Genomic DNA, 19,429 nt, shown 5'->3' with positions numbered 1-19,429 from the left:
GTTAGCCGGAAAGTCTGTTATAGTTAACACTGTGCAGGCTTTCCGTTAACCATCCTGATCGAACTTACTATACCTTACCCCTTCATTTATTTACAACGCTTTTACTGTAAACCCCTCGCTCTGCCAGAATTCAAGACCGGTGAAAACCATGCTAACGCGTAAGCTCCTGAGTTTGTATCAGTAGGTCGCTGCCTCAAAACAACGACGACTGATACAAACGATGGGCACCGGACGGATTACGAGGTAACTGACAGCAGGGTCGTACTTTAACGTGACGTATATGCCCTATACTTTACTCCGATATGTAATGGTGGTATTTGCAGTGTTTGGCGGAACATTTTGCCTCGGCGAAACATCTGTAGTGAAAACAGGCGTTGGGATATTTGATACCCTGTCTATTGCAGAAAATGGCGGGTTGCGCATCCACGGGGATGTATACCTGAAGCAGGCACATGTATTGGGAAAGGGACGTTTGGTGGTTCGGGGCGAAAAAGACACTAAAATCGTTTCCGACCGAAGCGAAGTCAACCAGCTGGAAATCGTTACAAATAGCACCGTAAGCCTGGAAGGGGAACTGGCTGTCAATCAGTCGCTGACCATACAATCCGGTACGTTTGACATTTCGGACGGAAAGCTGGATGTAGCCGACAGCGCAAGCATCCAATTACAGAACGGAGGCCATATCTTACAACATGCCCGGATAGCGGGTTTGCCCTTGCGTAGCAACCATACACACCAGATTGAATTAGCCGGAAAAGCCATTCTGACATCGCTCCCGCAAGGAGACAAAAACTTTTCCGCTAAAATCTTTCAGCAATACGATGAGGCAGCCTCCTATCAACTAGTGATCTACAGGGACGTAGCTTCAGTACCTCCGGAACGGATTAAGAATGATTCAGTTTAAGGTAATTCTTCATTTTTAATTCTTCATTTAAAAGTCATGCAGTCTATATTTAAAAAATCAATCATCGCAGCTGCTTTTGTATTTGGGGCAGTTAGTATATCAAATGCGCAGGTAAAAGTAGGTAACAGCCCGGCTACAATTGGTACCAATAGCAACCTGGAAGTGGAGGCGGCCAATGGAAACAAAACCATTGTTGACAAGACAACCGGCCAGGTAACGATTCAGGATGGTACGCAGGGAGTAAACAGAGTGCTCACCTCGGATGCAAACGGCGCCTCTTCGTGGAAGACGGTTACTGCTGAACCTTCGCCAGCAGTACTATTATCTGTTCAAAGAAGCACAGGGCAATCTATAAATAGCACGTCAGTTACTCTCCAGTATGAGACTAAGCTATACGATAAAGGTAATAATTTTACCTTGCCAAGTACGTTTACAGCTCCATCTGACGGATACTATATGATAACAATGATTGTCACAAGTGGCACGGCAAGTGCAACTGGAGGCAGGGGTATATATATATCTGTTACTGGGTCTCAGAATTACTCCAAAATCATCCAATCGACTAATGTCACTGCAGGTGCTGGCAATATTGCCAATGGTTCTATTACAATAGAGTTGAAAGCTGGTGATCAACTTACAACAGGAACAGGCTCAGGTGCTCCACACACTGCGACAAACGCATCTCTTCAAATTATGAAAGTTGGTATCTAGATAACTTAGGAGATTCAAATTAGTTACAGTTTGTTATATCTAGTCAGTACACGAGGAATGTTACACTCATTCTTATAGGATTGGGTAAGATCTCTATACTTTAATCATTAAACTTCGAACATTTATCATGAAATCCATATTTAAAAACTCAATCATCATCGCGGCTCTTTTATTAGGTGCTGCAAGTGTTTCAAATGCACAGGTAAAAGTGGGAACGAACCCTGCCATCATTGGTAACAACAGCAACCTGGAAGTGGAAGCGGCCAATGGAAACAAAACGATTGTGAATAAGGCAACCGGCCAGGTGACGATCCAGGATGGTACTCAGGCTTTAAATAGAGTACTGACATCCGATGCCAATGGAGCTTCGTCATGGAAACCGGCGACTGGTACGTTGACGCCGGAGGTGTTGATATCAGTAGAAACGTCGACTTATCAAACTATTGCAACTGGTAATGGAACGCAAGCATTGGTTTTTACTAATGAGATATTTGATGACGGAAACAATTTTGCGTTACCGAGTACATTTACAGTGCCATCAGACGGACGATATTCGATAAGTTTGACCGCCGAAAGCCCCAACAACGCTGTTACAGCAAGCAGAGGTATTGCTATCTCTGTTGCTGGCTCTCAGTCTTTCACTCGAGTTTTGGAAGGCATTGTAGTACCTGCTGGTTACGGAGGCGCTTATTCGGGAACAACTATATTGGCTTTAAAGGCTGGTGATGTGGTCACTCCACTAGCTACTTCATATGGCTCACTTCATGGTGTTTCCAGAGCTAATTTGGATATTATTAAAGTAGGTAATTGAGCTAATCAAAACTTCTAATCTTCAAATCAGTACCATCTGCTTCACCTCAATTCTTCATTTTTAATTCATCATTCTTAATTAAAACAATCATGAAATCAATATTTAAAAACTCAATCATCATCGCGGCCCTTCTATTTGGTGCTGCCACTGTTTCTCACGCGCAAGTAAAAGTAGGAACGAACCCTGCTACCATTGGTACCAATAGCAACCTGGAAGTGGAAGCGGCCAATGGAAACAAAACCATTGTAAACAAAGCAACCGGCCAGGTTACCATCCAGGATGGTACACAGGGAGCAGGCAAAGTACTTATTTCTGATGCCAACGGTGCTTCGTCATGGCAGGCGGGTGTGCCTGGGGTGCCTAATTCGGAAGTGATGGTGAGTGCGAAGCTTACTATTACACAGTCATTGCCAACTTATGTTCTAACAAAAATAAATTTTGACGCTGAGACATTTGATAAAAATAATAATTTTGATTTGGCTTCCGATCAGCTGACAGCACCTTCTACTGGCTATTACATGGTAAATTTAGCCATTAATAGAAGTAATACTAGCATTGCAAACGCTTTTGAACCATTTATATATGTGAATAATGCAGATAGTGGTGAAGGGCCGCTTTTTAGTCAATACACTGAAGCCGTGACTGCCTATGTGGCTAGTGGCATGAGATTGATACGTTTAAATGCTGGAGATGTAATGGAGATTCGAATCAGATCTACCATAAACAATGATGGTTTAAGTAAGGCATTTCTACAAATCGCCAAAATATCCAACTAGGAGTGATCCTTTGAGCCTTATAATTTATAATTACATAGTGGAGTAATATTCGGCGATGTGTTTAAACTTCAACAGGAGTACGCAGTGATGCGTACTTCTTGTTTGCTACATAGCGGCCATGTTCTGATGCAAGACACACATGCCCTTTCTGATCCGCCAGCAGTAAAGCATCATGTGCACTGGAAATGTCCTACAAGTCTATCGATACATTTCTACAATTATTGCCCTGTTGTTGCTAACTATTTCCTTTTGTATAATCACTAATTTTGCCGCCGATCCTGCCTGCACGGGTACGGGTAGATAGTAAAAATTTTACTCAACAACAGCATGATTACAGCTCTCCATTCCACATTCTTCCTCCCCATCATTGCATGTCGGCGCATGAAACTGCCCGCTTCTTTAAGCTCATTCCTTACCTATATTCAACAATTATGATCAGACATTCTCTACGTTTCATTCAGTCGCTTTGTGCTGCAGCTTTTTTAATGGCCATGCTGAGCGGTACGTTACAGGCATCTCACTACATCGATGCGGGTGTAAAGGAGAAAACCCAAATCCTGGCTGCCACCGGATCGGCAGCATCCGGAAGCTATCATTTATTCACGCATGGCCAACCGGGCCGGTTACTCATCAAAGGCGAATGGCTCGGGCAGGAGCAAATTGCATCTTTTCTGCAGGAGCAGCTGGCAGGTGATAAGGACATCAGTCAGGTGAATATTTATGGCTGTGAATTTGGCAAAGGGTCACGCGGCAGGGCTGCGGTGCAATACCTGCAATTGGCTCTGGGCAAAACAGTAGCGGCATCCGACGATATCACAGGCCAGGGCGGAGACTGGGACCTGGAAGTGGGTACGCAAAGTGCCTCAGCATTGCGTATTCCAGGCTATCCGCACCAGTTACAGTATGGCCCCAACGACGACTTTGACAAGGACGGCGTCATCAATGCACTGGATCTGGACGATGATAATGACGGCGTACTGGACACACAGGAAATGGTGCTCAGAAACACCTGCGTTGACCGTTATCCTACCAATGCAGTTACGGATATCGTTTCATCGGCAACACAGTTTCCGGCGGGAAGGGAACTGGCCAACACGTATGACAACAATCTGGGTACCTTCGGAGGTGCCAGGCTGGGAACCGCGCAACTGATCGGAACTGTCACTTACCAGTATAGCGGGCCTGTCAACAACGTAACTGCATTTCACTTTTACTCTAATGGTGGAAGTGTGCTCAATGACGGACAGGTAACACATATTGCATCAGTCAAATTCTTTGATGCAACCGGTACGGTGCTTTACCAGCAGGATAATGTAGTGATTCCGCAGGCCAGCATCGTCACTCCGTTTGTGCTCACTTTTCCGACACCGCTGCAGGGCGTAACCTCCTTCTCGCTGACAGACCTGTCTGACAACAGCGGCCGTACCGGTTCAGCTGAAGCGATCTGGAAGGATGTCAACCTGGTGAGCTGTACGAGCGCCTGGGAAGACATGGATACGGATAATGACGGCGTACCTAACCGCTTCGATCTGGATAGCGATGGTGATGGATGTCCTGATTCGCAGGAAGCATCCGTGACCGACAGCTTCCCCCGCATTCCTTTTGCCAGCACAGGTGTGTTCAATACTGGCGGTGTGCAGCCGGCAGTTCTTTCGCAGATTAACCTGTCCACGTTCAAAGATGCCAATGCAAACGGTTTTGACGACAGGCTGGAAACGGCTGCGGCGGGTTCTTATTCCGGTAGCTATACCTATGACACAGCCGTGAACGCATCGGATGCAGCCTGCATTGCGAGCCTGGATACAGATGGCGACGGAATACCGGACGATATTGATATTGATGACGACAACGACGGCATACTGGATACAGTGGAGTCCGCTGACTTTTGCGCAACACATTATCCGAATGGTGCTACCGCTGACGTTAGCGCGTCAGCTACGGTGTTCCCTACGGGCAGAGAACTGGCCAACACATATGATAACAATCTGGGAACGTTTGGCGGTACAGCGGGCGGGACGGCCGAGTTGATCGGAACAATCACCTACACATACACCACGCCATTGAATCATGTTACCGAATTTCAGTTCTATTCCAACGGCGGCAGTGTTTTGAATGACGGGCAGGTGACACACATCGGCTCCGTGAAATTTTATAATGCATCCGGTGAATTGCTGTATCAGCAGGATGATGTGGTGATCCCGCAGGCCAGCACGATTACACCATTCGTGCTCACTTTCCCTACACCATTAAACGGAGTGGCATCATTTACACTTACGGATCTGTCGGACAGAAGCGGAAGAACAGGTACTGCTGAGGCGATCTGGAAAGACGTTAACCTGAAGACGTGCACACCGCAGCTGGATCTGGATACGGACGAAGACGGTATTGTCAACAGGCTGGATCTGGACAGTGACGGCGATGGCTGCCCTGATTCTCAGGAGGCGGCGGTAGTCAAAACCTTCCCGGATGTGCAATTTGCCAATATCGATGTGGAGAATACAACCGGTAGTTCTGCTGCGCTCATCTCACAGGTAGCAGCCGCTACATTCCAGGATCAGAATAACAATGGTTTTGATGATCGTTTTGAGTCAGTAACAACGGGTGTGTACACAGGCGTGTATACTTATGGCAATGCTGTGAACGGTCAGATACTATCCTGTAGCGCCTTGCCTGTGACGTTGGTTTCCTTTGCGGCAGTGAAGGGTAATGAGGGAATAGTTCTGCAATGGAAAACTACCGAAGAAAAGCACTTTGAGGGCTTTATGATAGAGAGAAGCTTTAACCTTCAGCAAGGTTTTACAAAAATCGGATCTGTGGCCGGAGGAAGCCATGTATACCATTACAATGATGCAAAACCAGGAAAAGGTAATAACTATTACAGGCTGAAAATGATCGATACCGATGGCAGCTTCGCTTATTCAAGAATCATTCAGATTTATGCGCCTTACGGAGAGAATGAGCACGTCGTTTTCCCGAATCCTGGCCGTAACCATACACTTAATATTCACAATTATTTCCCGATTGAGGCAGTGCATGTGTATGACGTGAAGGGTAGCGAGGTGAGTGTAAAGGTGACGAGGCATACAGACCGGTATCAGTTTGATATAGATAAAAATGCAGTACCGGGCATCTACGTACTCGAGTACCGGGTGAATGATACGATCATCAGACGAAAATTCACTTTGTAGCGATCACATGTAAAAGTGACATTCAAGTTTTTTTTTCAGGAGTACACAGTTTTGTGTACTCCTTTTTGTTGGATCTCTGTGTATATCGTGCTGCAAGCCGGCATAACGGTGTAATGTCAGTTGCAGGTAGGCGGCGAAATGGTTAATAGACATGCATGTACCATTGTGCTGTTTGAGCTGAGAATCCATCATCTACATCAGTCTAAAGCGGTAGGATCAGACCGAAATGCCGAGGCTTGGATTAGAAATATTTCTAGTTACATCACGGAATAATCGTGATGAATTTTTTTTACTAAAACTTTAGATTTGTTTGGGTGTCAGAGCAGTCCATACGGTCTGGCAGTAGTATTAGTTTATCAACACAAATCGTAAATTTCCTTCTTCTATGAAATCTTTAATTTTGATTGACAATTATGCAATGGTCCGTTCTGGGTTGGGTTCATTGCTGCAAGAACAGTTGTCGGGCGAGTATGATCTGAAAACAGCAGCGGACATCACCCATATTCAAAGTGAGAACCTGCAAGTGCTGCCGGATATCGTTGTACTGGCCAGAAATGAGCAGGATTTCGGTTTATTTCTACAGCTGATCAATACCTGTAAAGCAACGTTCCCTGACAAGAGAATCATGGTTTACGGTGACCATTTCACTTTTGAAGAAGTAACCAATCTCATATCCAAAGGTGTGACGGGCATTGTGTTGAAGGCCAATGATATATCGGTGCTGGTAAAATGTGTCAGAGAAATTCAGAACAAGGACTATTATCTGTGTGAGGAGCTCATGGGGCTGATCATGACGAACCTGCTGCCATCGAAGCAATCTGCACAGGCGGCTACGCCGCTGACAAGGTTGTCGGCCCGGGAAGCTGAAATTGCCAACTATCTGATCGTAGGCATGAAGACCTCGGACATAGCCAACCGGTTGGGACGCAAGTCTACCACCATCAGTACGATCAAAAACAATGTGTTCCGCAAAATGAATGTGGACAATGTGATGGCTTTGCAGAAGGTTATGGTGAGTCTGAGTTTATAATTACCTGCACGACATTTGAACGGTGGTCAGTAATAGTGTGTCTATGAATGCCATCAGAAGGCGCATTTTTACAGTGATGATTATACCAACCCTCCCGATGTTAATCATGTTAAAAACGATCATGTTAAGTTTTGACAGCCACAGTAAAATGAAGATTTCCTCGATGTTAAGCGAAAGGAATGTATCATTTATAGAAACTGACTCGGTAAGCTCATTTTTAAACAATATCGGATTCCGGACGCAGGACTCCGCACCCGTAGTAATTATTTTACCCGGAGAAAAAACAACCAAACAGGATATTGTATCGCTGACCAGCTATATCCGTAAATACAGGCCGGGGACAAAGTTTTTTGTCTATTGGGACCATGACTATTTAAACCTGGCCGGTTTAGGTGGTAAAAACTATTTTATATTTCATGGCAATGAGCAGGAAATGATAGAAAAATTGCAAAGTTATATCGTAGCTTAAATGTAGATTTTTTTATCTGAATGAGCTGAGCATCAAATAAAGTGTAAGATCAGCGGAGCTTAAAGTATTTACCAAACACGGCACATCATATACGAAGGAAATGGAATAATGAATCCTGTCTTGGCAGTTCACAGCTGATAAAATAGTTGCAGGAAGTAAGGTAGTTTCGGATAGTTTAGCCCGGCATCGTGTTGGATACCGATGGCTGGTTTTATCTTGTATTAAACAACGATTGCGTTTGAAATTAATTAAAAGAGCGCTGGCTTTAGCGTGTGCCGTTTTATATTATGATGCGCCGGTCTGTCTGGCCCAGCCGGATCATCACCTTGATAATTATCACCTGGTCCATTATACCGATGAGAACGGGCTTCCGCAGAACAGCGTCAAGTCCATCATCAAAGATTCTCTTTCCAATATCTGGCTGGCCACGGAAGGTGGATTAGCGCGGTTTAACGGACGGGAATTCCGGATTTTCGATGGCTTCGGAGACTCCTACTTCAGCAGTAGTCTGGAAGCGTTTCACATCAATCCCGGCAGCAGTGAGAGGCTTAGTTTCTATGCCAAAGCATTTGACGGATCTTTTGTCTGTATCCGTAACGGCGTTGCCTTCAAGGATTCGGGCGCCTACCTGGCAGCGCTCAGCAGGCAGCCATTCTTTCATTCCAAACCGGAACAAAGCCTTCTTCCCCAGGGCTCTCCGCCCATGTTCACCGAGTTTGTGAAAGCAGATCCTTATGTGATTCCTTTTGGCAGCAGTCGTTATTTTGTGGTCGCAGCACATCAGGTAAGCCGCTATGAACGAGGACAGCAGACAGCCAGTACTACATTTAAAAAAGGTGATATCTGGGGTTATTTCCGGATAGGAAACAGATTGTACTGGCATGGCGAGGATAACCAGTTCTACCATCTGGAGCTTGCCGGGGCGCGGTCAGGCGCCAAAAGGGTAAGCGTGCGCGGGGATATCGCCCCTGTGCTGAAGCAGCCAATAAAAGGCCGCATTCGGCTGTTTTGGAACAATGCCTCGGATCAGGCATTTTTGCAGGCCGGACAATCCCTTTTCAGACTTTTTGCTGATCAGGATGGCGGGCTGAATACGCAGCTTATACTCTCCGGTTTTGATTTTGAAAAAAACGCCATCAAGTCGGTTTACTATCAGCAGGAGCAGAATCGACTTTTTTTAGGGAGCACAGTTTCAGGACTGTATGTGCTGAAAAAGAAAATTTTCCGTACCTACGTCTCAGATGACCCGCTGACCGATGATGTCTATTATGCTCAGGTTGCGTTCAACGACAGCACGGTGCTATCCAATCAGGGCGGCGTGTTTGCACTGGATAACGCGAGGCATCAGATGCGTATCAGCCAGATGCCCCTTTTGGCACGTCTGGCTGACTGGGATAAATACAGCATGATCAGAGACCGGAAGGGATTTATATGGTGCAAGAATGGATACCGGGTTTTTAAACTGGACGCGTCGGGAACCAGGCTGCTGAAAACATACGATTCTGAAGGCAGGATTACCCAGCTCTATGAAGCGAAAGATGGTACAATTTGGGTCGGAAGCAGAGATCAGGGCCTTGGCCGGATTAATCCTGATGATCAGACCAGTTCCGTAGCTATTTTTCTGGATGGTTCATTAAAGGATATATCATGGATACAGGAAAAGCATGCAGGAGTAATGCTGGTAGGAACCGGCAGCGGCTTGTATGAAGTCTCACTGCATACCCGCAAGGCAGTCTTTATCACCGCGACCAAAGGACTTCATATCCGGAGCCTGTATCTGTCGGCAGAGGATCACAGATTATGGATTACCACCTACAACAATGGGTTGTTTATGCTTGAAGGCAGAAAGCTCACCCGGTTTCCGATGGATAGCAAAAGGTACCTGGCCAGTGCACACTGTATTGTAGAAGACGATAAGGGCTTTTTTTGGATACCCACCAACAAAGGGCTTTTCCAGGTTAGTAAGGCCGATCTGATCGCTTACAGTGTCAAAAGGTTTGATATTTATTACCACCACTATGCCAGGGATGCAGGCTTTTTGTCCAATGAATTTAATGGTGGTTGCCAGAAATGTGCGGTACGCTTGAACAACGGCTTTGTATCGCTGCCATCTATGGAAGGTCTGGTGTGGTTTCATCCGGAAAAAACGGCAGCAGAGGTATCGGATGAAAAAGTAATGCTGGATGAGGTAAGAATAGACAATAAAAAGCTGGATTTTCATGCAGATACCGTGCTGGTTGAAAATCCGTCGAGCGCTGTTTTCTTTAAGTTCACCACCGCTTATTTCGGAAGAAGAGAAAATCTGACTGTTTCTTATTCACTGACCCGGCCTGAAGACACGCAGGCATGGACACCGCTTTCGGCGGGGATGGAGTTAAATATTGCCAAGCTGGCTTCGGGAACACATACGCTCAGTGTGAGGAAGCACCGTGGTTTTGGTGTCAATAATTTTGTTTACAGCACTGTGACGATCATTGTCGGCAAACACTGGTACGAATCCTGGCTTTTTATTGGTGTGATTGTCCTGCTCACGATACTGATGTATTACGTCGTCCTGAATAGCAGGATCAAAAAAACGCAGCGGCAGAAAGACATACTCAAAGAAGCTGTAAAAGCCAAAACGAAGCATCTGGAGGATACGGTGGGCGTGCTTCGGGATTCGGAGCATGAGCTTGAGAAACAAGGTGAGCTCTACAGCCGGATGATTGCTTCAATCTCCCATGACGTGCGGTCACCGGTCAGGTATATATCCGTGGTTTTAAAGAGAATCCCGGAACTGCTCGAAAAGGGAGAGGTGGAAACAGCCATTGAAATTACGGAGACTGTTTCGGAAGCAGCGGATAGTATTTTCAGTCATGTAGACAATATGGTGAATTTCTTAAAGTCAGATATATATGAATCTGCGATTGAGCTGCAGCAAATCGTACTTGCCGATCTGATCCGTCAGCGGCTTCAATCGTTCGGGCATCTGATCAATTTCAGAAAGTCTGTCATCCATGTGGTCATACCCGAAGAGCTGGTCATTGTTTCCGATCCGAGATTGCTGGGTATTCTGATACATAATCTGATCGATAACGCCATCAAGGCAGGCGATAAAAACAGCATTACGATCAGAACCGAGCAGGATGGTCCCACCGTCAAACTGATCATGTCCGATAGCGGTCCGGGTTTCCCCAATAGTATTATGCAGTGGCTCAATGCAGGCTCCGATGCGTCGGAGAATTCCGTGCCGGCTGGCTATCAGGGTTTAGGGCTGATGATCATCATGCACATTATCAAGATACTAGATGTAGCGCTTTATGCTGAGAACAGCATGGGGGCAAAAGTTACTTTGACGCTCTCTGCTGCGCCCAGGACGAAAAATAACTTCAAAGACCATTAATGGCAAGATTATAGGTAATCATAAATGCAAATTTGAATTTACATTTGCATTTATAATTACCTGCCCACTTAATCATCACATGAAATTAATTGTACCATTTACCTGTGCCATTCTATTTTCTCCGGCTTTATATGCTCAGAACCAAACAACTACCGGCAAGCATACCGACAGTACGGGCAGGCAGCTCAATGAAGTAACTGTAAGTTCACAATACGCCAGGCATTATAAGATCGACGATGTATCGGCCTCCTTAAAGCTGGGCGGTACACTGCTAAGAATTCCACAGAATATTCAGCAGATTGACAAAAGTGTTATTGCTGATCAGCAGGCTATCAATGTCAGCGAGAGTGTGACGCGGAATGTCAGTGGGGCCACGAGAAGCAACGTAGCCGATTTTTACGGTCCGATGATCATGATGCGGGGCGCCAATATAGGTACGCTGCGCAACGGTATAGACCTGTCTATGTCCTATTACGGGCCGATGCCCGAAGATGCAGCCATCATTGACCGGATGGAATTTATTAAAGGCCCGGCTGGTTTTACCAATCCGATCGGAGATCCGGCCGGCAGCTTCAACATCGTCACCAAAGCTCCCAGCGGCACGCCGTCGAATCAGATCCGGCTGACGGCAGGAAGTTTTGGACTGTTCAGGGGCACTGGCGATTTCGACGGTGTGATTGGAAACAGTAAAAAGTGGCTGTATCGATTGAACCTGGCAGGACAAAAATCGAAATCCTTTCAGCAGTTTTCATTCCATGATAAGCTGGTTGCCCTGCCGGTGATCCGCTACCAGATCAATAAGAGATCTTCTCTGACTGCGGAGTACCACTACAACAAGCAAAGTTTTCAGCAATATCTGCTTACCGTATTTTCCCCTTACGGTTTTGCATCCTTGCCAAGGTCTTTCAGCATCAGCGACCCGAATAAGACGCCTACCAGAGCCAGTGAGCACAACCGGTTTCTGACGTATCAATTGCAATTGAGCGATCACTGGAAGTTTACGGCTACGGTCAGTCATTCTCAAAACCAGCTTGCAGGCAATTATTTTCTTGTATCTCATTACAATCCGGCTACTCCCGATCTGATTCCACGGCGGCTCACCTATGAAAAGTTCCGCTCGGGGATATGGGCTGTGCAGGGTGTTGTGTCAGGGAAAGCCGTCACTGGTTCTGTTAACCACAGGCTATTGGCAAGTTTTGATTTTAACCGGAAAGACTTTCTGGGGTATGCCGGTTACCTTGATCCCGGTGCAAACCCGCAGCTGTACCCGCTCAGCGCGAGCAATCCGGTATATGGCATTGCGTTTGATTCCAACATCAAACCCGGCAGGCTTTCTGATATCGCTACAAACCAACACAAAATACAGTATTATACAGGATATGTGCAGGATCAGATAGGTCTGGTCAACGATAGGTTAAATCTTACATTGGCAGCCAGACTGACTTCGTCTGAAAGTAGTATTCTGCTGCCCAGGCAGAGTAGTGTAAAAGATGTGGTACTGACACCAAGGCTGGGAGCGAGCTATCTGATTGCGAAAGACTTTTCAGTTTATACACTTTTGGATCATACCTATACGCCGCAGAGCGGTGTTGACAGGGGCGGTGGCATTTTCAAGCCACTCCGGGGTAAAAACATAGAAGCGGGTCTGAAAAAGGACTGGAACGAAGGCAAATGGAACACGACCATTTCTGTCTACGACATCACACGGGATAATATTATTGTCTCAGACCCTGTCAATACAGCCATTTTGTCTCAGATCGGTCAGACCAAATCAAAAGGAATTGAATTTGATCTGAAAGGCGAACTATTTCCGGGGCTGAACGCGGTGATCAATTATGCTTTTACTGATTCGTATATATCCGCTGATGCGGACGAGCGCAACATCGGACTCGCTACGCCTTTACTGGTCAGACATGTGCAGAATACCTGGCTGAATTACAGATTGCCTTTACGGCAAATCAAAGGCATTTCCGTATCTGCGGGCTACCAGTTTCATGCCGGAAGAAAAGGGAGATATCCTCAGGATCCTGCATTTTCAATTGCCAATCTGTTCCGCGTGGATGCCGGACTGAGCTGGTCAAACAATCGGTTCTCGGTGAGCGGTATTGTTAATAATGTCTTCAACCGTTTCAATTACGGCAGCAGCTGGACGCGGCCTGCCGGACTGTTTGCCTATGTACCTCATGCACCGAGGGAATTGAGAATAACGCTGGGCTACCATTTTTAATCAAAGGAATTTTAAAGTGCTCCGGATAGTATAAGGACGATGATTTTGCCGTATCGGAGTTGGGGGGCGAAAAGCATCGGTGCCTTGTCTGGTATCATATCAATCTTCCACCAGGCACAGGACATATTTGCAAGAAGCATGGGGCAGCGGTCATAGGCACGAATATTGTAACAGGCCACAGCCCTGACATCACTTTATGTTAATCTAAGGCGGCGGGGGTATATAGGCATTACACTTTTTGAATAAGCATCAGGCAATGATAGTAAATTACTGTGAGCAGGGTTGGCAAATGATTACGCAACGGTCCCATGGCCTGTTGGCCGCGCAGATCTGTGCCCACTGGCGTAAGGACAAACAGCCGATGAGATGGGTGGAAACCCTGATTGCGACTGCAGAACATGATGATCAGAATGATGATGTGACCCATCCGGAACTGATTGACGAAAACGGAGGTCCGAAGAATTTCAAGATGGTTGTTTTTGACCGTGCCTATTGCGACAGGTTGCTGGACAATGCTTTGACTAAGGGACGGTACATAGGGCTTTTGACTTCAATGCACATCCGTTTTTTATTCAGCGGCCAGCCCTCGGCAAAAGCATATTGCGCATCTTTGGCAAAAAAAGAAAAATCCTGGATCAAACAGGCTGGTACAAGCTTGGAACAGGTCAAAGCAAGCTACGAACTGCTGGAGTTCTGTGATGCATTTTCACTGATCATTTGCCAGCAGCTTGTGCCGCCCGAAAGTCGTAGCATGGACATCAGCTGCGGTCCTGACGGCACAATCTATCAGCTTTGCACAGGTAATAATGATGAATTAATGGTTACACCCTGGCCATTTGAGCAGTCTTCTTTTCAGGTTAATTATGAGAGCCGCACCATAGAGCAGCTTGCTTTCAAAAGCAGATCTGCATTGCAAAAAAAGCTCGCTTCTGCTGAGATAACCCTGCATACCATCACGATCTGCAGCGCAGACAAGCAATAAGAACATCCGGCCGGGGTATCTTGCCCAAAACCGTTTGGCATAGCGCCTGCCGATGATACACAGTGATGTGACTATTAATCTCTTGCTACCGATTACAAATCTTGTTGTAACACAAGTTTTTCCAGGTCGGTAATCGTCTGCTGCTCCTCACTGATTGTGTCTCGGATCAGGCCGGCTGCTTCCTCATTTCCGGTAGCGCCGGCCAGCATTAACAGGCCTGAATAAGCGCCGATCTGGTAATTGGCCGCTTTGATGACCGATAGCGCAAATGAGATATCGCAGGATATATTATCTTCATCGAGACATTTGCAGCTGTCTTTGAGATCCATGATCAAACCTTTTAATGCATCGCATTCCTTGCTCTCTATAGGTTCATCTATCGAGCCGAAGATCTGTCCCAGCCGACTGACGTGTTCCTGTGTATAAGCCCGTTGCTTTTTAAGAATCGCTCCCAGATCAGGAAGGCAGGTAGAGCGTCCGATCTGACCGAGCATGGAAACCCAGGCATTTTCAAACCAATACATTTCGGATAGCCCGGAGATCAATAATTGTTGAGTTGTCATTTGTGGTGAAGTAAGTTGCTGTCGGTGCGATGTAAATGCAAAATCATGCCAAAGCATCATTTACAGATAAGTCTTTGAAAAGAAAGTACTTTGGCTGCTAAATCGGCCCTGAAAAACGATAATCAAATGAGGCTTATTCCATAAGAAATTGCTCCAGCGTACGCAGGTTGTTCAGCGCGTCTCCCATGGTGTTGCTGAAATACACATAGACCTGCTTGCCATCTGCTAACCACTCAGCGATATAACCGGCATATTCATGCAGAAGCCCGGTATCGTAACTTCCTTTGTAGTCTCCATCGGGTCCGTGCAGGCGGAGGTAGACCTGGTCGCTCCACGGCGCTGGCATAGGCGACTGGCTACCTTTTTTATCATGGTATACGATAAAAGCACCATACTCGTCAAGCAGATCATACGTTTGCTGATTGTACCAGGAAGCATGTCGTAACTCGATAGCAAGTGGCCAGTTGTCTTTGTTGTGCGCTTGCAGTGTTTCCAGCATTACAGCCAGTTTCCCTGTCAGATGACTTTTTACCGATGCCGGAAACTGAACCAGAATACAGCCTTTCTTTCCCACAGCACCTGAAATAACTTCAAAAAAGTACTCAATATCTGCCGGATCGAATGCCAGCAACGGATTGTGTGTGATTTTTTTGGAGAGCTTGAAAGTAAACCGAAAGGGATCACCGACCTGTCCGCTCCACTGAGTGACTGTATTTGCTCTCGGAAGCTTATAGAAAATGGAATTGATTTCAATGGTGTTAAACAGCGTTCCATAGACGCTCATACGACTGAGCCCCTGCTGCTCAACGGGATAATACTGTTTATTTTTGTAGGGAAGTACAAGACCACTCATTCCTAAGTACAATGAAGCATGCATACCATATAAGTGTTACTGTGCACTGAAAACAATACTTTCCCGCTGTCGAACTATGTTCTTTTTTATTCAGTTGCCCGATTCCAAAAGCTGCAGATCAAAAAAGTCATGCATTAGCAAAACGCATACCAGCAGATTCGGTGCAATTCCCATGGTAGGGGCACTCCATAAACGGCAGTAAGCTGCGCTGTGATTCATTTTAATTCATGTATTTCTATCTGCTTCAATGTAAAGCCCCCTTTATCGGCAACAATTTTCAATACATTTTTTCCATGATTGAAAGCAGCTTTTCCAATCGTAAGCAACTGCCAGTTATCTTCTGCCTTTGTATCAGGAACCACCGTCCCGGATGATACAGGGTGGTCGTTGAGAAAAAGCGAAAGCTTTGCATCGTTGATAGCAGAACTGACCTTCAGTTGAATGGTAGATGTTTTTTTTCCGGCAGACTGAACAGTGTATTTAAGCCACTCCTGATCCTCGATATTGAATATATAAGGCTCTGCATGCCGATCCGTGCGGATATCCACTCCATCATTTCTATACGTATTGCCGCGATTGCCTTTGGTATTCACTCCCGGGGTGTAGTGATAACTGGCCGTGTCCTTATCGTAATATGCCTGGCGCTGTCTTCCCAGATCAAAGTCTACCGCTGCTATCACAGTTGATTTGTTTAGTTCTACCTGTTTAAACGGGATGTGCTGATCAGAATGAACTTGCCTGAACATAGCATCGGTTACGTCACGGTGGAAGATATTATTTTCCAGCTGCAGGTTATCCAGTAACTCATCCAGCGTTTTTTGTGCCTCTTGCACGGATGGCTTTTCCCCTTTTTTGGACCAGTAATGAATCAGTTTCTGGTAACCGTCCGGCTGACGGATTTCCAATGGGTTATTGATCCCCATTTTTTTGTTTTGCCACCACGCCCAGCCTATATCGTTGGACTCCACCAGCCTGATCGCTTCCGTGAACCAGTTATTGCTGTTTTCTCCTGATTCACCCAGCCAAAGCGGAACGCTATACTTCGTGCTGAGTTCGAGAAAATTCGCAATCGCCTTCGGCTCATTGAAATTTCCGTATTTGTGAAAACTGACAACCAGATTATCGTCCCATAATGGGAATATTCCCCGGTAATTATTCCCAAAACCATTTCCTTCAATGATGATGATATGATTTTTGTCAACTTCTCTGATCGCTTTGGTGATGTCCATCATCAATTTGCGGAGCGGCTCATTTTTAGTTTCGGCAGTCCCGCGAAGATCCTCTTTACTTTCAAATCCCCAATTGGGTTCATTGATGATATCATAACCGCCAATCCAGGGTTCATCTTTATATCTCTCGGCCAATTTTCGCCACAACGCGATCGTTTTCAGTTTGTTTTCTTCACTTTCCCACAAAGAAGGTTGCGAAGGATTTCTGTCTGATATCGCAAGATCGTTTCCCTGGCCTCCGGGTGCTGCATGTAAGTCCAGTATCAGATACATGTTATTGGCCTTACACCAGGCCAGCAGACTGTCTGTCATCGCAAATCCCTTCTCAAGCCAGGTGTTTTCACCCTTTATTTTTTCAGACTCCACCGGCAATGTATATAAGTTATAATGCATGGGTAGTCTGATCGAGTTGAAACCCCAGGATGCCATCGAATCAATATCGATTTTGCGGGTGTGGTTGGCCAGCCACTTTTCGTAAAATAGCTCTGCCTGTTGCTCACCAATCACATCAGTAATGTTTTCTTTGATCCGGTATTGCTGCCCGGAAAAACCCAGCTTGAACATGTATCCTTCCTGCAGCTGCCAGCCGCCCAATCCCATTCCGCGAAGTATTACTTTTTGATTTTTGTCATCAACGATCAGTCTGCCGCTGGTTTTTAAAAATCCCTGCGCATTTGCATTCAGAATGATAAAGCACAATAAGAGAAGCAGCACGGGTGATGCCGGGCGAAATAGTCTCATAAAAATCAAAGAGGTTTCAGGTCAGGAACTTGAGGATAAAATCAAAAAATCTTTACCAGACATACGTGCCGACTGAGCCTGGTTGCAAGCTGGTAACAGCGGCTCTTTTACCGGGTTTGATCGAAAACGTCTGTGTATCCTTGGTATCGTTGAGCACAATTAAAACGGTTTTGCCGTCAGAAGTTTTGAAGGCAACGTTGGGTAGCTGCGGCAGATAGCCGGATGCGATACGAACAGAACCCGGACGAACAAATTTGGAAGCATGGGCTACTACGTAATAAGCTGCATTGCGGGTAACGCTATCTTTATCTATCGTAATTCCTCCCAGACATTTATTGCATCCACCACGGTCCGTATAGGGCCTGTAGTCGGGGTCCGATGATAAGTTCCACTCCAGAACAGTCCTGCTCCAGTTTCTGGTAGCACCGATGGTCAGTTTTTTAATGTGATCCGTAAAATCCTTTTCGAAATTACCCGGGCCGCCCATCCATTGTTCGGTGAAATAAAGATTTTTGTCCGGATGTGCCTCATGAACCTGGGAAAGGGCCTGAATCTGTCCCCCGTATAAATGAAAAGCCGAGCCATCTATGTATTGCCTGGCTTCGGGATCGTCCAGTATCGAAATGGGATATTCAGGTTTATCTGCGTTATGATCGTATATAATAATTTTAGTATCAATTTTAGCAGCTTTAAATGCCGGCCCCAAACTACTTTTGATAAATGCAGCCTGATCTTTGGCCAGCATCAGCAGACTCGGATTGTTTCCCGGGTGCAAGGGTTCATTCTGTACGGTGATGGCATCAATTCTGATCCCTTCCTTTTTCATATCCTGAATATAGCGGACAAAATACCTCGCATAAGCATCATAGTATTCAGTTTTCAGACTTCCTCCGCGCGTATCACGATTATCTTTCATCCATACCGGCGGTGACCATGGGGAACCCAGGATTTTGATTTCCGGATTGATGGCAATGATTTCCTTTAAGACGGGAATCACATTATTACGGTCGGCTCCCAGGTCGAACTTTTCAAGTTTCGGGTCGGTCTGTCCTTCTGGTAGATCGTTGTAGGAAAAGACCGTTTCGTTCAGATCAGACGCACCGATGCTTACCCGCAAATAGCTCATTCCAATGCCGCTCAGTGAGAAAAGTTCTTTTAAAAGTGCTTCACGTTTCGGTGTGCTCATCGCCATCAGATGGGAGGCACTGCCTCCGGTGAGCGTAAACCCAAATCCGTCTATGGTCTGATACTGCTGCCGGGCGTCTAAGTCAATGGTCAAGGCCTTCGATGCGGACTGATCAAAAACCAATCTGTTTTGCTGTATTTCAAAAAGAGCCGTTTTATCCGTTTTGGTCAGCCATATCGATCCCGGCTTTTGCGCCAGGGATTCGAAATAGCTGAAACAGAAAAGATAAAGGGTCAGGAATAAAAATCTTAAATGCTGATCAATTTTAATCATGAAAGTAGCTTCTATAAGTGTCAAAATGATGTTTGTAGTACGGAAAGTTAATAGTGACTTACTTCGAAAATAATGTAATATATTGCGAACCCAAAAGTAGGTTC

14 protein-coding genes are annotated in these 19,429 nt (G+C 45.8%); 10 read left to right on the top strand and 4 right to left on the bottom strand.

Going from position 1 to position 19,429, the window contains the following annotated elements:
• The first annotated feature begins 280 nt into the window (after positions 1-280).
• The 10 genes from AC1XUE_RS13880 (at position 281) to AC1XUE_RS13835 (ending at position 14,480) form a co-directional block, all read left to right on the top strand.
• A complete protein-coding gene (locus AC1XUE_RS13880) occupies positions 281-904 on the top strand; it encodes a hypothetical protein (protein WP_483356577.1) in 624 nt (207 codons plus the stop codon).
• A gap of 36 nt (positions 905-940) precedes the next feature.
• Positions 941-1,615 (top strand): hypothetical protein, encoded by a 675-nt coding sequence (locus AC1XUE_RS13875; protein ID WP_483356576.1) that lies wholly within the window; start codon positions 941-943, stop codon positions 1,613-1,615.
• 127 nt (positions 1,616-1,742) lie between these two features.
• Entirely contained in the window at positions 1,743-2,426 is a 684-nt protein-coding gene (locus AC1XUE_RS13870; protein ID WP_483356575.1) for a hypothetical protein, read from the top strand.
• Between the two features lie 89 nt (positions 2,427-2,515).
• Positions 2,516-3,202 (top strand): BON domain-containing protein, encoded by a 687-nt coding sequence (locus AC1XUE_RS13865; RefSeq protein WP_483356574.1) that lies wholly within the window; start codon positions 2,516-2,518, stop codon positions 3,200-3,202.
• A gap of 266 nt (positions 3,203-3,468) precedes the next feature.
• Complete coding sequence (locus AC1XUE_RS13860) at positions 3,469-6,390, top strand: DUF4347 domain-containing protein (protein WP_483356573.1); 2,922 nt, start codon at positions 3,469-3,471, stop codon at positions 6,388-6,390.
• A 385-nt stretch (positions 6,391-6,775) separates the two neighbouring features.
• The gene (locus AC1XUE_RS13855) at positions 6,776-7,420 is read left to right on the top strand and encodes a LuxR C-terminal-related transcriptional regulator (RefSeq protein ID WP_483356572.1); all 645 of its coding nucleotides are present in this window, start codon (positions 6,776-6,778) and stop codon (positions 7,418-7,420) included.
• Between the two features lie 148 nt (positions 7,421-7,568).
• Positions 7,569-7,889, top strand: coding sequence for a hypothetical protein (locus tag AC1XUE_RS13850; protein WP_483356571.1), 321 nt, complete (start codon positions 7,569-7,571; stop codon positions 7,887-7,889).
• 238 nt (positions 7,890-8,127) lie between these two features.
• A complete protein-coding gene (locus tag AC1XUE_RS13845) occupies positions 8,128-11,271 on the top strand; it encodes a two-component regulator propeller domain-containing protein (RefSeq protein WP_483356570.1) in 3,144 nt (1,047 codons plus the stop codon).
• A gap of 79 nt (positions 11,272-11,350) precedes the next feature.
• Positions 11,351-13,498: a TonB-dependent siderophore receptor gene (locus AC1XUE_RS13840; RefSeq protein WP_483356569.1), complete on the top strand. Its 2,148-nt coding sequence runs from the start codon at positions 11,351-11,353 to the stop codon at positions 13,496-13,498.
• A gap of 256 nt (positions 13,499-13,754) precedes the next feature.
• Positions 13,755-14,480, top strand: a complete 726-nt coding sequence (locus AC1XUE_RS13835; RefSeq protein WP_483356568.1) for a DUF3891 family protein — start codon at positions 13,755-13,757, stop codon at positions 14,478-14,480.
• Positions 14,481-14,572: 92 nt separating this feature from the next.
• Here the strand turns inward: AC1XUE_RS13835 and AC1XUE_RS13830 are convergent, their stop codons facing one another.
• From AC1XUE_RS13830 to AC1XUE_RS13815, 4 genes are all read right to left on the bottom strand, one after another.
• Complete coding sequence (locus AC1XUE_RS13830) at positions 14,573-15,043, bottom strand: YciE/YciF ferroxidase family protein (RefSeq protein WP_483356567.1); 471 nt, start codon at positions 15,041-15,043, stop codon at positions 14,573-14,575.
• A 133-nt stretch (positions 15,044-15,176) separates the two neighbouring features.
• Entirely contained in the window at positions 15,177-15,920 is a 744-nt protein-coding gene (locus tag AC1XUE_RS13825; protein ID WP_483356566.1) for a DUF72 domain-containing protein, read from the bottom strand.
• A gap of 191 nt (positions 15,921-16,111) precedes the next feature.
• Positions 16,112-17,866 (bottom strand): cellulase family glycosylhydrolase, encoded by a 1,755-nt coding sequence (locus AC1XUE_RS13820; RefSeq protein ID WP_483356565.1) that lies wholly within the window; start codon positions 17,864-17,866, stop codon positions 16,112-16,114.
• A 52-nt stretch (positions 17,867-17,918) separates the two neighbouring features.
• Complete coding sequence (locus AC1XUE_RS13815; protein ID WP_483356564.1) at positions 17,919-19,325, bottom strand: glycoside hydrolase family 30 protein; 1,407 nt, start codon at positions 19,323-19,325, stop codon at positions 17,919-17,921.
• Between the last annotated feature and the right edge of the window lie 104 nt (positions 19,326-19,429).

The sequence above is a fragment of the Dyadobacter sp. HNCC25DJ187 genome, from assembly GCF_056895255.1.
This window is presented reverse-complemented; position numbering and strand designations above follow the sequence as displayed.

What these genes read in the sequence shown, in the direction of transcription:
- AC1XUE_RS13880 (WP_483356577.1), top strand. Translation starts at nt 281, where the DNA reads ATGCCCTATACTTTACTCCGATATGTAATGGTGGTATTTGCAGTGTTT.
- AC1XUE_RS13875 (WP_483356576.1), top strand. Translation starts at nt 941, where the DNA reads ATGCAGTCTATATTTAAAAAATCAATCATCGCAGCTGCTTTTGTATTT.
- AC1XUE_RS13870 (WP_483356575.1), top strand. Translation starts at nt 1,743, where the DNA reads ATGAAATCCATATTTAAAAACTCAATCATCATCGCGGCTCTTTTATTA.
- AC1XUE_RS13865 (WP_483356574.1), top strand. Translation starts at nt 2,516, where the DNA reads ATGAAATCAATATTTAAAAACTCAATCATCATCGCGGCCCTTCTATTT.
- AC1XUE_RS13855 (WP_483356572.1), top strand. Translation starts at nt 6,776, where the DNA reads ATGAAATCTTTAATTTTGATTGACAATTATGCAATGGTCCGTTCTGGG.
- AC1XUE_RS13850 (WP_483356571.1), top strand. Translation starts at nt 7,569, where the DNA reads ATGAAGATTTCCTCGATGTTAAGCGAAAGGAATGTATCATTTATAGAA.
- AC1XUE_RS13840 (WP_483356569.1), top strand. Translation starts at nt 11,351, where the DNA reads ATGAAATTAATTGTACCATTTACCTGTGCCATTCTATTTTCTCCGGCT.
- AC1XUE_RS13835 (WP_483356568.1), top strand. Translation starts at nt 13,755, where the DNA reads ATGATAGTAAATTACTGTGAGCAGGGTTGGCAAATGATTACGCAACGG.
- AC1XUE_RS13830 (WP_483356567.1), bottom strand. Translation starts at nt 15,043, where the DNA reads ATGACAACTCAACAATTATTGATCTCCGGGCTATCCGAAATGTATTGG.
- AC1XUE_RS13825 (WP_483356566.1), bottom strand. Translation starts at nt 15,920, where the DNA reads ATGCATGCTTCATTGTACTTAGGAATGAGTGGTCTTGTACTTCCCTAC.
- AC1XUE_RS13820 (WP_483356565.1), bottom strand. Translation starts at nt 17,866, where the DNA reads ATGAGACTATTTCGCCCGGCATCACCCGTGCTGCTTCTCTTATTGTGC.
- AC1XUE_RS13815 (WP_483356564.1), bottom strand. Translation starts at nt 19,325, where the DNA reads ATGATTAAAATTGATCAGCATTTAAGATTTTTATTCCTGACCCTTTAT.